The following is a 13,821-nucleotide window of genomic DNA, read 5'->3' on the forward strand; positions in this document are numbered from 1 at the left end:
TTAATGATGATGGTGATGATGTCCTGTCTCTGTGTGGCTCGCTTGCTCACGCTCATTGGCTCTCGGCGTTGCCGCCTTCTTGCAGTCGGCACACTGATTAACTTCAATGGTCAGGTGATCTATGCGGTTAAAGTCCGCCAGCAACTCATGATAATAGTCGGTACTGTGGGGAGCATGGCTCACCAAAGAGATCATGGCTGCGTGATGATCGGCACTGACCGGCCACACATGGATATCGGTTACCTTGTGATCTTTTTCGGCTTCTATCCGTTCCACCAGCTTGCGACTGAACTCGGCTTCAACACCTGCATCGAGCAACACGGGACTGGTCTGACTGATAAGTCCCCAAGCCCAGCGACTGATGATAACAGCTCCGACAATTCCCATCACGGGATCGAGCCAATTCAAACCAAAATATTTACCGGCCAACAGCGCGCCAATTGCCAATAAGGAAGTCAAGGCATCAGCCAATACATGGAAATAGGCCGCACGCAAATTATGATCTTTGTGTCCGTGGGAATCCCCACTGTCATGGTTGTGGTTGTGGTTGTGGTTGTGGTTATGGTTGTGGTTATGGGCGTGATTATGTCCATGGTTGTGCCCATGACTGTGGCTGTGGCCATGATCGTGACCGTGGTGATCCTTGAGCAAAAACACACTGACGATGTTGACAGTTAAACCTATGATGGCCACCAAAATCGCCTGGTCAAAATGAATATCTTCCGGATACAGGAGTCTGGAGCCGGATTCTATCAGCATTAACAATGCCACTAACCCCAGAGCTATAGCACTGGTAAAACCGCCGAGCACACTGACTTTACCAGTACCGAAGGCAAACCTGGGGTTGTTGGCGTGTTTCCTGGCGTAAGAGTAAGCAAACAGCGTCAGCATAAATGCCGCAGCATGAGTTCCCATATGCCAGCCATCAGCCAGTAGCGCCATAGAACCATATATGGTACCGGCAACAATCTCGGCCACCATGGTGACCACAGTCAGCAAGAGCACCCATTTGGTACTCTTCTCTCCCTGCTCATTATGGTGGGTAAAATTATGCTTATGCTGCCAGCGCGTGGTGGTGTGAAACTCTGAACTCATAGTAAGCCACTCTTATATTTTGATATTCAAACTATTTGACGAGCAAAGCATCCCCCTTTCCTTTCACAATTTCAAGTCTTGAGATTGAAAAAGTCACAAACAACACCAGAGAATTAACAATTTAATTCTCAAAATGGGGGCTATGTCTTATTTGTGTCACTTTAGCGTTATCTGGCTGTCATATGGCGTCATTAGTCTTTGCGTCGCATTTGCAATTCCTATAATGAGATAGAAGATCACGGAGTGAAATCTTATGAGCAAGGCGACTTTCGATCCGACGCAGTTTAATAAAAGTCAGAACGAACCTTTTGCCCAGGTGTTGGATAAGCACCTTTCCCGGCGCAATTTTGTAAAAAGTGGCTTGGGCGTCAGTGCCTTGACTGCATTTGGCGGCTTCGGCCTCGCCGGTTGCGGTTCAGATAACAATAACACCTCTGGCACACCGGATCCTGTGCCCCCTACTCAGGTTCCACCCAGTCAATCCAGCGTGACACTGGGATTTGAGTCAGTTGCCGGTTCTCGCCTTGATGCTGTGGTTATTCCACAAGGTTACCAGGCTCAGGTTCTGGCTCCCTGGGGGACTCCGCTGAATAGTAAAGCCGCCGAATGGCAGGCTGATGGCAGTAATACCGCCCAGGATCAGGCCAACTCCGTAGGTCAAAACCACGACGGTATGCATTTCTTCCCACTCAATGAAGCCGGAACCGATGGCCTCTTGTGTATCAACCATGAATATATTGAGCCAGATGCCCTGCACCCCAACGGTCCAACTGTGGATGCCAATACCGGTTTGAGAACCTTGGTCGATGAAGTCCGCAAAGAGATCAATGCTCACGGCATGACAGTGGTGCGTATCAAACTTGACGGCAGCAACTGGGAAGTGGTCAAAGATGACAAGCATAATCGCCGCTTCACCGGTGCTTCCACCATGGATCTCAGCGGCCCGGTAGCCTATACCGACAAAGTCGTTACCGCCTTCTCCCCCGATGGCAGCCAGACCCGAGGCACTTTGAACAACTGTGGTAACGGTTATACCCCTTGGGGCACTTACCTCACCTGTGAGGAAAACTGGCCCGGCTACTTCGTCAACAAGGGAGAAATGACCTCAGCACAACGCCGTATCGGTGTCAGCAAAAAATCTACCCGTTATGGCTGGGCCGATCTGGCCGGTCATGCCGAAGAGCGCCTGGATGAATTTGCCCGTTTCGATGTCACTCCCAAGGCCAGTGATGCCATATACGACTATCGCAATGAAGACAACGGCTATGGATATATCGTCGAAGTCGACCCTTACAACCCTAATTCCCGCGCAGTTAAACGAACCGCGCTGGGGCGTTTCCGTCATGAAGGCTGCGCTTTTGGCAAGCTGGCCGAAGGTAAACCACTGGTATTCTACTCAGGCCATGACTCGCGCTTTGAATATATGTACAAGTTTGTTTCAGCGGCGCTCTGGGACCCCAAGGATGCCGACAGCAGCAACCGCCTGGCAACAGGTGCCAAGTACATGGATGAAGGTACCCTGTATGTGGCCAAGTTTACCGAAGGTGGCGTAGGTGAATGGTTGCCGCTGACCCTGGATGCCATGACAAAGGACGGCAAGACCCTGGCCGATACATTTGCCAGCCAGGCCGATATCATCATCAACACCGCCGGTGCCGCCGATTTGGTTGGCGCGACGCCAATGGACAGACCCGAGTGGTGTGTAGTGGATCCTTTCACCGGCAGTGTCTATCTGACCCTGACCAACAACTCCAAGCGGACTGAAGCCAATGCCGCCAACCCAAGGCTGAAAAACAACTTTGGCCATATCATCCGTTGGGATGAAGGCGCCAGTGATACCGAGTTTAGCTGGGATATCTTCCTGTTCGGTTCTCCGGCCGACGGTGACGACGCCACCAACCTCTCCGGCCTGACTGAGCTTAACCAACTGGCCAGCCCGGACGGCCTGGCGTTCGATGCCCGCGGTATTCTGTGGATCCAGACAGATAATGGCGCCAAAGAGGTGACTGAGCACACCAACGACCAGATGCTGGCAATAGTGCCATCCAAGATGGTCGATGGCGACGGCAAGCCTTTGACTGTTACCGCCGATAATCAAACCGAGCTGAAGCGCTTCTTCGTCGGCCCCAACGGTTGCGAAGTCACAGGCTTTGCCATCTCGCCGGACTACACTTCGGTATTTGCCAATATCCAGCACCCGGGGAATTGGCCGGTCTCTGCCAATGCCGCCGAGGAAACACCCATAGGCACCAGCATTCGCCCAAGGGCAGCGACCGTGGTGCTGCGCAAAGTCGATGGTGGTGAAGTCGGCATTTAAATAATCCGCAGCGTTCAAACGAACCGCCCTAAACTGACAACGCCCGCCAGGCTGAGCCTGGCGGGCGTTTTAACTCTCAATTACCTGAACCTAAAACAGATACATAACGGGTACTATTTTGATTTGTATGGCAATACAAAATTATTTATGATTTTTTTGAAAATAAATAACCCTTTCTCAGCAGCTGGCCGTTTAACACTACAGAAGCGCAATCATACACAGCGCCAATCCAATAATTGATTTTCGCCCATAGCGGGCCCATAAGGAGAAAACCTATGCTTAAGTCCGGCAAACTGAAACTGGCACTTATCGCTTCCGCTTTGTTATCTGCCCAGGTTTTGGCAGTCAGCCCGCCGCATCCACAGGGGTACAACCAGAACATGATTACCGCAAACCAATTTGATGCCGACAACTATGAGCCACAGGATAGCAGCAAGATGTTCCCCGCCCCCAAAGAAGGCATGGTGCAACACATACTGACTCTGCCCCAATTGGAAAACGAAGATGACTACATGGTTGAAATTCAGGTGGGCCAAACCCAGATGGTTGACTGCAACAAGCACGGCCTGATGGGCGAGCTGAAGCAGATGGATCTCAAAGGTTGGGGTTACACCTATTGGGAGCTGGATGAAATTGGCCCGGGGCGCTCGACCATGATGGCCTGTTTCGATAAGGCCAAGCATCAGGAGTTTGTTCGCATTCCGGGTGAATACAAACTGAGATATAACAGCAAGTTGCCTATGGTTATCTATCTGCCTGAAAATGCCGAGCTGCGCTACCGGGTGTGGCGCGCCGACACTGTGTTCAACTATTCCAAGTAACGCGGCGACTTACCCTCTCTGACTGAACCAATAAAGCTGCAATAGACCTTTTCCCGGCCGGTTGCAGCTTTTTTGCTTTATTCTCGATTGCAGAACCTTATAATCGCTGCAGTTTTCCTTTAGAGCCTTTTTTCGGATGAAACTCAGCTTTGTACTCGTCTCCCCTGCTCGCGCCGCCAATGTTGGCGCCGCAGCCCGCGCCATCAAGACCCAAGGGTTCAGTGAACTCATCGTGGTGAATTCCCAAGCTCATCTGGAAGAGGAAGCGGCCTGGGTCGCCTGCGGCGCCGAGGACATACTAACCAACATCCGTGAAGTGGCCAGCCTGGAGGAGCTCAGAGAAGAGTTTGAGCTTATGGTGGCCACCACAGCAAGAGAACGTGGCAGCCCAAGACACTATTTAAGCCCGGCAGAACTCGGCGAGCAACTGAGTATCCAGCAGGAACAGGTGCAACACGCCGCCATCGTCTTTGGCTGTGAGGCCAGTGGCCTGAGTAACGCCGACTTGGCGATTTGTGACTTACTCAGCTACGTACCACTGGCCACCGAATACCCTTCCCTCAATCTGGCGCAAGCCGTGATGGTCTACTCCTACGCTCTGGGTCAGGCTTTGACCTGTGCCGATGGCCGCCTGGGGCTGAAAGATGCTCAATCGCCGTTGCCGCAACTCAGTGCCCTCAAACAAAAGGCCGCCACTTTGCTGGAGAGGGTCGGTGCCGCCGATGATGCCAAGTTAAGCCTGTGGTTGAATGAAAGCCTCTCTCGCTTAAGTGACAGAGACGCCAAAATGACCCACCAACTGCTGGGCGATATCCTCAAGAAACTCAATTGAACCTACTGTGTTCCCTGGATTAACTCTTCGCCGGTGCGCCGCCACGCAGGGCGCGGTAGAGGGCTATCATAGCCAGCAACTTATCGCGTTTTGACTCGCTCAACGACAGCTCGGCGCTGAAACGTTGGCGCTGGGCATCCATCAAGTCAAGCGAAGTTGCGACGCCGTTCTGGTATCTGAGCCGCGCCAGGCGCACGTATTCAGAGGCTGCATCAAGCAAGCGTTGTTGCTCTATCAGAGCCTGCTGCGTTCTCTGATAATCATTCATCGCATTGCGCACTTCCATATAGGCGTTCAATACCGTGCTGCGATAAGCAAGCATGGCCTGCAGCTGCGCCTCGTTGGCTATCTCATATTCGGCACTTATCTTGCCGGCATTGAAAATCGGCGCCGTGATCCCACCGAGCAGCGACCAGGTGAGTCCCTTGGAACTGAAAAGGTTATCCAGGCTATCGGATCCGCGGCCATATTCGGCGGTAATGGTAAACCCGGGGAAAAAGGCACTCTTGGCGACCCCGACCTCCGCCGTGGCCGCTACCAGGGCCAACTCGCTGGCGCGAACATCCGGGCGGCGCGACAGTAACTGTGAAGGCACCCCAACCGCCAGAGACTCGGGAAACTCGCTACTCACCAGTTTGGGAAGCTCTGGCAAGGGGTGATCGTAAGCTCCAAGTAAGATAAGCAACTGATTGCGCTTGGCCTTGCTGTCATATTCGAGCTGAGGCAAGGTCACCATGGCGGTTTGATATTCCACTTCAGCCTGGTGTACATCAAGACCCGAGATCATCCCGTTGGCCCGCCTGAGTTTAGCCAGTTTCAGTTCCTTGGCGCGGATCTCGGCCGTTTCCCGAGAGATCTTAAGTCTTTGCTCTATATCGGTCAGCTGATAAAAGGCAGTCGCGATATCACTGATAAGGCTGATTTTGGATGCCTCAAGCAGCTCTGCCTGCGACAGCGTATTGGCCAGTGCCGCCTCACTGGCCCGGCGGTTGGCGCCCCAAACATCCAGCTCCCATGAAGCGACCCCCTTGAGATTAACATCTGTCTCGGCACTGGGATCTTTATTGGTAATGGCGCTGCTTAGTGCCCGTTCGGCTTCAAACTCAAGCCCAAGCTCGGGCCACAGAGCCGCATCAACCACCCGCCCTTCGGCTCTGGCGGCTCGCAGTCTGCTTTGCATCATCGCCAGGTCGATATTGTTATTCAGCGCCTGACGAATAAGTACCTGCAACTCGGGATTGAGGAAAAACGTCTGCCACTCATCCTTAACGGCTTCATCGGACTCGACTTGCGGCAGCGCCTTATCAAACTGCGCCGGCATATTGAGCTCAGGGCGCTGATAATCCGGTCCCAGAGTGCAGCCCCAAAGGCCCAAGGAAAGTGTCAGGGCGAGCAGTTCCGGTCTAGTGCGTTTACTAAGGACCGGTAGCTTAATCGGTTTCACCGGGCTCATGGTTAATACCCCTGTCTTCATACGCCTTCCTCCGTGGTCGACTTTTGGCTTGCCGAGTCACCCTTAACCTTGGTGCGAACCCAAGCGGCTGTGGTCACAAAGAACAGCGGCACCAGTACAATCCCTATGCTGGTAGCAAGCACCATGCCGCCAAGGATGGGAATAGATACAGAATGACGACTGACAGAGCCGGGTCCGGCGGACAAAACCAGCGGCAAGACACCGAGAATAAAGGCCATGGAGGTCATCAAAATCGGCCTGAAGCGCATTGCGGCGGCTTCCATTGCCGCCTCCAGCCGTGAACGGCCCTCTCGGTGCAGTTGGTTGGCGAACTCGACAATCAAAATCGAGTTTTTGGCCGCCATCCCGATAAGGGCAATGAAGGCAACCTGGAAGAAGAGATTACTCTGCATACCACTGAGCAGTGTTGCCAAAGAGGCTCCCAGCATGGCAATGGGCGCAATAAGCAGCACGGCGACAGGAATGGTCCAACTCTCGTACAACGCCGCCAAAAACAGGAACACGAACACCAAGGCCAGCGTAATGGCGATACTGGTCTGGTTGGCCGAGCGCACTTCCTGGAAGGTGAGCCCTGTCCATTCATACTTGAACTCGGGCGGTAACATGGGCTTAGCCACCCTATCGATGGCTTTTATCACATCACCGGTCGCATACCCGGGCGCCGGAGTGACATTGATGGACGCACTGGAGAACAGATTGTAATGGGTCACAGCCGCGGGCCCCACAGTATATTCATAGTCGGCCAAGACCCCTATCGGCACCATGGCACCATTGGATGACCGGACATAATAATCTTTGATCTGCTGGGGAAACTGACGATAACTGTCTTCGGCCTGTACTCTGACGCGGTATACCCGACCAAACAGATTGAAATCATTGACCGTGGCCGAATCGGTAAAGGTCTTGATGGTACTGTAGAGATCGGCCACATCTACCCCGATAGCCATCGCCTTGGCTTCATTGACCGAGAGGTACAGCTGTGGAATGGATCCCTGCAGCGACATGGCCGCTGCCGCAACCTCAGGTTGCTGCTTGAGCTGCTCCACCAATTCGTTGCTGGTTTCCATCAATCCTTTGAAGTTGGTTCCCGAAGTATCCTGCAGCACCATCTCCACCCCGGAGCCGTTACCCAGACCGGGCACGGCCGATGGCAGATAGAGGTTGAACTCAGCCTGCAATACCTGGCTGAGCTGATATTTAAGCTCTTTCATTACCTTCTGCACTGTGGCCTGATTTTGTTCCCGTTCGGCCCAGGGTTTGAGGATCACTTCAAACTGGCCGTTGGCTTGATTCGACCCAGAGCGGCGGTTTTCCCCGGCCAGGGTAAAAGACCAGGCGACGGCCGGATGGGCCAGCACATGGCGCTCGGCAATCTTGAGCACCTCTTGGGTGCGGTTGACCGTCGCCCCGGCAGGCAGCGTCATATCGATGAAGAAACGGCCCTGATCCTCATCCGGCATAAAGCTCGATGGCAAATGGCTCATGATGTACCAAACCGCCACCACCATGGCGCCAAACACCAGGTAACTGCGCCGCGCATGCTTGTTGGCTAAGCCTACCAGGGACACATATTTGTCGGTCAATTTGGAGAGACGGTTATTGAGCCAGAAGAAGAAACCGCTGTTGGCCGCATCGCCCGGCCGCAACAGCAAGGCGCAAAGTGCCGGGCTCAAGGTCAATGCCACCACAGTGGAGATCAGCACCGCCACGGCAATGGCGACAGCAAATTCACGGTACATAATGCCGGTGATCCCGGCAAGAAAAGACACAGGTACAAACACGGCGCACAGCACCAAACTGGTTGCTATCAAGGCACCGGATAACTCTTTCATGGCGCTGCGGGTGGCCGCCATCGGGCTCATGCCCTTTTCATTGATAAGTCGCTCGACGTTTTCCACCACCACAATCGCATCATCGACCACAATGCCAATGGCCAAAACCAGTGCCAGCAGGCTGACGGTATTAATGGTAAAACCGAAAGCCAGCATGGCGGCCAATGTCCCAATCAGGGAGACAGGTACCGCAATTGCCGGGATCAGGGTCGCCCGCCAATTCTGCAAGAACAGGTATACCACCAGCACCACCAACACCAGGGCTTCGATCAGGGTTTGCACCACCTCATCGATGGATTCTTCAATAAACACAGAAGCATCGTAAAACACCTGCCATTCCATACCGCTGGGAAACTTGGTCGCCAGCTCCGCCATGGTTTCCTTGACCTTACGGGTCACCTCAAGGGCGTTGGCACCGGGCAACAGATACACCTGCAAGATAGTGGCATTCTGGCCATTGAGTTGGGATTGCAAGGTATAAGCCGAGGAGCCGAGTTCCACCCTGGCAATATCACGCAGGCGAATGATGGATCCGTCCGGATTGGCGCGAACTATGATCTCTTCAAATTCCCTGACACTGGACAGCCGCCCACTGGCGGTTATCGGCAAGGTCTGGCTCAAGGCATCACTATTGGGTTGGGTACCCACAGTACCGGCCGGGGTTTCCTTGTTTTGTGCCTTGATGGCGTCAGTAACATCTGTCGTGGTCAGGCTATGACCCGCCATGGCATCCGGGCGCAGCCACACCCGCATGGCATAACTGCGGGAGCCGGTATTCCGGGTACGACCAACGCCGGGGATCCGTCTCAGTGCCGATTCGATATTAATGGAGGCGTAATTGGAGAGGTAAATTTCATCGAAACGAGGATCTTTGGAGGTCAATGCCAGCTTGAGCAGCTCCACCGAGGAATCCTTGGAGACAGAAACACCTTCGGTTTGCACATTGATTGGCAAATTACCCAGAGCCTGCTGAGTCGCGTTCTGCACATCCACTGCCGCCAGATCCGGGCTTGTGCCTACATCAAAAGTGATGGTGACATTGGTGCCGCCAGAATTGGTGCTCTTGGAGCTCATATAGATCATATTGGGCACACCATTGACCTCCTGCTCCAGCGGTGTTGCCACTGACTCTGCGGCGGTTGTGGAGGCGGCTCCCGGATAGGAAGCCGAGATACTCACCTGCGGCGGCGTGATATAGGGATATTGATCCACCGGCAGCTGGAACATGGCTATCAAGCCCAAGAGCACAATAACAATACTGATAACGGCCGAGAACACGGGTCGGCCAATAAAGAACTGAGCCATCTAGTTACGCTCCTGTTCTTTTGATTGCTGCTCCAGTGCCTCCTGCTTTTCCTGCTCGTCGAGACGCTTCTGATACTCTTTGGCATCAAGCGGCTCGGCCAGTTGGCCATGACGCACACGGTGCATGCCTTCGACTATCACACGTTCACCGGCGTTGAGACCACTCTTGACCACCACGCCCTCAGGCCCCTGATGCTCAATCACGATAAAGCGCCGCTCAACTTTATTGTCCGGCATCACCACCATCACATAAACGCCGCCCTGATCCACTTGGGTCGAACGCTGCGGTATCACTATGGCATTGTCTATCTCACTGAGTTTGATCCTGACATTGGTGTATTGACCCGGCAGCAACTCTTTGTCCGGATTGGGCAAAACCGCTCTCACCTCAAAAGTACCTGTACTGGGGTTAACCTGAGGATCGGTGAAACTGACGTTACCCAGATAGCGATATTCACTGTTGTCCGGCAAGGTGATACGTACAAACCCCTCTACCGCCTTGCCTTCAGTCTCGGCTTCCTGTTGCTGGTTGTAACTGGTCATGCGACGTCTGGCATTGAGGTAATCCAGCGCCGACATATTGAAATTGACATAAATGGGGTTCACCTGCTTCACCCGTGTCAGCAAGGATTGCCCCTGGCTACCGACCAAGGCGCCGATATCCACCTCGGAGCGACTGACTAAACCTGCGATCGGCGCCTTTATCTCGGTGTAACTAAGCTCCAGCAGCGCTTCTTCCAACTCGGCGTGGCCGGCGGCCAGAGCCGACTTGGCCTGAGCCAACGCCGACAGCGCATTGTCATAATCCAACTGACTGGCGGCATCCTGTTCATAGAGAGGTTTCAGACGCTTCACATCCCGCTGCGCCTTTTCCAGTATCGCCTGCTGTGACTCAACATTGGCCTTGAGTCGGTTAACCACTGCGTTATACGGCTTGTTATCTATCTTGTATAAGATATCGCCGGCATTGACAGCGCTGCCCTCGGTAAAGAGTCGCTCCTCGACAAAGCCATCGACTCGGGCCCTGACCTCCACATCCAACGAAGCTTTGGTGATACCGACATAATTACCGTAAACAGGCACAGTCGCCTGCTCAACCTCTTCCACCACCACCAGTTTGGGGGTGATGGTCACGGGTTCAGGTTCACAACCGAGCAATAAAAAACCACTGACAATGAGCAGTGGCAATAGTGGAGCAATCGAGTGATTGAAATAACCCTTACGGGCAAACACGGGTTTTAGTGCAGTAACAACTAAGGACATGGCAGCTTCCAACATTCAATGGGCGGTCCTGATGGCTCAACAACCCGGCGTTTGGCGCCAGATTGTTTTATTTCCCAGTGTAAGTGCTTGAAGCTACTTGTCAATTATCATCCCTGGTTAGGGACGATAAGTTATCTGTTCGGAATACAAATCGGCGACCTGGCGGGTAAACTGCTGTTTGAGTATTTGAATTTGTTCTGGCTTATTTTTTACCAAGCGACTGCGGGTTGCCAAACTGCTGCTGATAAAGAGCTTAAACCAGGTATCCAAGGCTTCGGCGCAGCCTTGTTCCCCTAAAGATTGCAGAGTTAATATCGCCACTTCGGCGGTGCCCATCTGAAAGTCGCGGCTGCCCTTTCTAAGCTGATAGCGAGCCAAGGTTTCAGCGCTGAATGACAGCATAGGTAATTGATGCAGATAACTACTCTTGCGAAACATCTTCACCGCCTCACGCCAACTGCCATCGAGCACAATAAACAGCGGCAGCTTGGCTTGCTCGGGCTCTCCCTGATTAGCGAGCACCTCACTCAAAGCCTCAGTCACCACCTCTTGCCCAGGTAAGGCATATTCCCCAGGAAACACCAGGTAGGGTTGATAATCCGGGTTTTCCAGCAAGGCCAAGAGTTGAGGGTCCGGCTGAGTTCGCGACCAGAGAAAGGCATGGGTATCCGGAATGAGGTCGGCTATCAAACGCCCACTGTTGCTGGGTTTCAATACCTCGGCATCATACATAACCAGCGCAAACGCCGCTTTGGAAGGCAACAGTCGCCTGTACTCACAAGTACAAAAGCTCTGCTCCAACAGACAGCGACCGCAGCGAATAAGATTCTTGCCCCTTGAGGCATAAGGTTTGGTCGACAGCGACTGACGGTATTCATACAAGCGGTGAACCGCGTGAGGTTGAATTGACATGAATATCCCGAATGACAATGACTTAATAGCTAGTTTGTGCCACTGGATTAGGAGTGGTGTTGAGGCAGTGACAGCCGAATCTAATGGCCGGCGCAGTTTACTGCCGCATCCTGGTTGCAGCAAGCGCTTTAAGCTCACTCTTTCTAGGATGGAACGCTGGCCGCTTGCCGATAACACGAGTAACAGGCTTGAGATCCAAAAATTAATTTACCAAAGCAGACTGTAAACATATTATTCCGCACCAATATTCAACTGCTGACTTCAAAACCAATAAAAGCGAAGGTGCGCGGGTTACAGAGATGACTTACTGTTGGCTTTGCCCAAGAATCAACCCAACAACTGTAAAAAAATAATTACACGCTATTGTGCCGGATGAAAAGTTATCAACATCCCTAGTTTTTTCTTGTTTAACAGCGACTTCTGTCATTGAAATTGCAAAATAGCCGAGTATGATAGCGCCCGTCTCGGGGAGACCCCGAGCAGGAAGATGCGCCTCCCTATCCGGCACTCGTCTTTGCGTATCTTCCCAAACGATCTTTTAGTTCTGTATCAAGGTTGTGGAGTATTGACTGTGGTACCTGATGAGAATGTTTCCGGCGTATCCTTGAGCCCCCTGTTAATCATGCTGGTGATGATGGTCGCCTGCGGCCAGATAGCCCAAACCATTTTTGTGCCCGCTCTGCCTATGATGGGTGAGCAATTCAGTGTCAGCGCCGGTCAGTTACAGGCGATTATGGGCACTTATCTGTTGGCCTATGGCCTGCTGCAATTTGTTTATGGCCCGGTATCGGACAGATTCGGCCGTAAGCCGCTGCTGCTTATCGGTCTCAGTCTGTTCGTTGTAGGCGCTATCATTGCCGCCTGCGCCGAGAGCTTTAACACCTTGTTGCTTGCCAGTGCCATTCAAGGCTGCGGCACCGCCAGTGCCGGCGCCCTTTGCCGTTCTATTCCAAGAGATTTCTTCTTCGGTGAAAAACTGGTGCGCTTCAACAGTTACGTGTCCATGGCCGTGGTGTTCTCACCGCTGCTGGCTCCTTTTATTGGCGGGGTGTTGAGTATGCATTATGGCTGGCATGCCGTGTATTGGTTCCTGGCTTTTTTCGGGATCTTTGTGGTAATCACCCTGGCGCTGAAATTCAAGGAATCCCTGCCCAAAGAAAAACGCCAGCCGCAATCTGTGCTCAAGTCTTATGCCTTGGTGCTCAAACACAGAGCCTTTCGCGGTTATCTGCTGTCTTTGGTGGCTACCTTCGCCGGGATTGCCGCCTTTGAGGCTATTGCCGGTATTCTCTATGGTCAGGTGTTGGCCATGAGTCCCATGATGGTCAGCTGCTATTTCGTGGCCCCTATTCCGGGTTATCTTTTGGGCGCCTGGTATGCCGGCAGACAGGCATCACTGCATAAACTGTTTCACCACGGCGTAGCTCTGCTGGGCGCCGGGGCGCTATTTTTACTACTGCCCGGCCTGTCAACTTTGGTGATAGGCTGGTGCCTACTGATTGGCTCTGTGCTCTTCTTTACCGGGGCAGGCATACTGTTTCCGGCACTGACATCGGCAGCGCTTGAACCCTTCCCGCGCCAAGCCGGAGTTGCCGGTGCCCTGCTCGGTGGCCTGCAGAACTTTGCCGCCGGTCTTGCGGCCATGTTAATGTCGCTGGTGCCCATGATGGGACAACTCAGCATAGGGCTTTTGACTTCTTCTATGGTGCTGCTGGTGGTGTTGGCACTCAACTATGCCAGAACCCATCCAGATATTGATGTGCATACGGCTGGAGATCCACTCTAAACTTTGCCACAACAAGTGCGCAAACAAGCCTTGAAACTGTAGCAGATAATGAAGTACTTCCAGCGTTACTGGCTCCCCTAAGACGCAAACTTAGACAAGTCTCCGCTGACGGGGCTTACGATACCAAAGCTTGTCATAAATTATTGCGACGAAAGCAGGCGAAGCCAACGATTCCACCTCGCTC

At 53.0% G+C, this 13,821-nt stretch carries 9 protein-coding genes and 1 pseudogene; 5 read left to right on the plus strand and 5 right to left on the minus strand.

Annotated elements, in window-relative coordinates; all coding sequences use genetic code 11:
* Complete coding sequence (dmeF, locus tag ACMHXH_RS02695; RefSeq protein ID WP_319619493.1) at positions 1 to 1,095, minus strand: CDF family Co(II)/Ni(II) efflux transporter DmeF; 1,095 nt, start codon at positions 1,093 to 1,095, stop codon at positions 1 to 3.
* Positions 1,096 to 1,348: 253 nt separating this feature from the next.
* Between dmeF and ACMHXH_RS02700 the strand changes: the two genes are divergently transcribed.
* The 3 genes from ACMHXH_RS02700 to ACMHXH_RS02710 all read left to right on the plus strand — a co-directional run bounded on the left by ACMHXH_RS02700 (position 1,349) and on the right by ACMHXH_RS02710 (position 5,065).
* Positions 1,349 to 3,412 (plus strand): PhoX family protein, encoded by a 2,064-nt coding sequence (locus ACMHXH_RS02700; protein ID WP_144361475.1) that lies wholly within the window; start codon positions 1,349 to 1,351, stop codon positions 3,410 to 3,412.
* 275 nt (positions 3,413 to 3,687) lie between these two features.
* On the plus strand, positions 3,688 to 4,233 hold the full coding sequence (gene eco, locus ACMHXH_RS02705; protein ID WP_144361474.1) for a serine protease inhibitor ecotin: 546 nt from the start codon (positions 3,688 to 3,690) through the stop codon (positions 4,231 to 4,233).
* 136 nt (positions 4,234 to 4,369) lie between these two features.
* Positions 4,370 to 5,065 carry a tRNA/rRNA methyltransferase gene (locus tag ACMHXH_RS02710; protein ID WP_144361473.1) on the plus strand — a complete coding sequence of 232 codons (696 nt, stop codon included), beginning with the start codon at positions 4,370 to 4,372 and terminating at the stop codon, positions 5,063 to 5,065.
* Positions 5,066 to 5,084: 19 nt separating this feature from the next.
* Here the strand turns inward: ACMHXH_RS02710 and ACMHXH_RS02715 are convergent, their stop codons facing one another.
* The 4 genes from ACMHXH_RS02715 to ACMHXH_RS02730 form a co-directional block, all read right to left on the minus strand.
* The gene (locus ACMHXH_RS02715; RefSeq protein ID WP_335912908.1) at positions 5,085 to 6,539 is read right to left on the minus strand and encodes an efflux transporter outer membrane subunit; all 1,455 of its coding nucleotides are present in this window, start codon (positions 6,537 to 6,539) and stop codon (positions 5,085 to 5,087) included.
* Positions 6,536 to 9,676 (minus strand): efflux RND transporter permease subunit, encoded by a 3,141-nt coding sequence (locus ACMHXH_RS02720; RefSeq protein ID WP_144361472.1) that lies wholly within the window; start codon positions 9,674 to 9,676, stop codon positions 6,536 to 6,538. Before ACMHXH_RS02720 ends, ACMHXH_RS02715 begins: the two co-directional genes overlap by 4 nt.
* Positions 9,677 to 10,939, minus strand: a complete 1,263-nt coding sequence (locus ACMHXH_RS02725; protein ID WP_083399774.1) for an efflux RND transporter periplasmic adaptor subunit — start codon at positions 10,937 to 10,939, stop codon at positions 9,677 to 9,679.
* A gap of 117 nt (positions 10,940 to 11,056) precedes the next feature.
* Complete coding sequence (locus tag ACMHXH_RS02730; RefSeq protein WP_052247925.1) at positions 11,057 to 11,851, minus strand: tRNA-uridine aminocarboxypropyltransferase; 795 nt, start codon at positions 11,849 to 11,851, stop codon at positions 11,057 to 11,059.
* A 565-nt stretch (positions 11,852 to 12,416) separates the two neighbouring features.
* Between ACMHXH_RS02730 and emrD the strand changes: the two genes are divergently transcribed.
* Complete coding sequence (gene emrD, locus ACMHXH_RS02735) at positions 12,417 to 13,637, plus strand: multidrug efflux MFS transporter EmrD (RefSeq protein ID WP_260852978.1); 1,221 nt, start codon at positions 12,417 to 12,419, stop codon at positions 13,635 to 13,637.
* A gap of 14 nt (positions 13,638 to 13,651) precedes the next feature.
* Positions 13,652 to 13,821, plus strand: a pseudogene (locus ACMHXH_RS02740) (transposase); the annotation flags it as partial.

Source organism: Shewanella sp. BJSY2023SW001, from assembly GCF_047314685.1.
In the GTDB taxonomy this organism is placed as follows: domain Bacteria; phylum Pseudomonadota; class Gammaproteobacteria; order Enterobacterales; family Shewanellaceae; genus Shewanella; species Shewanella indica.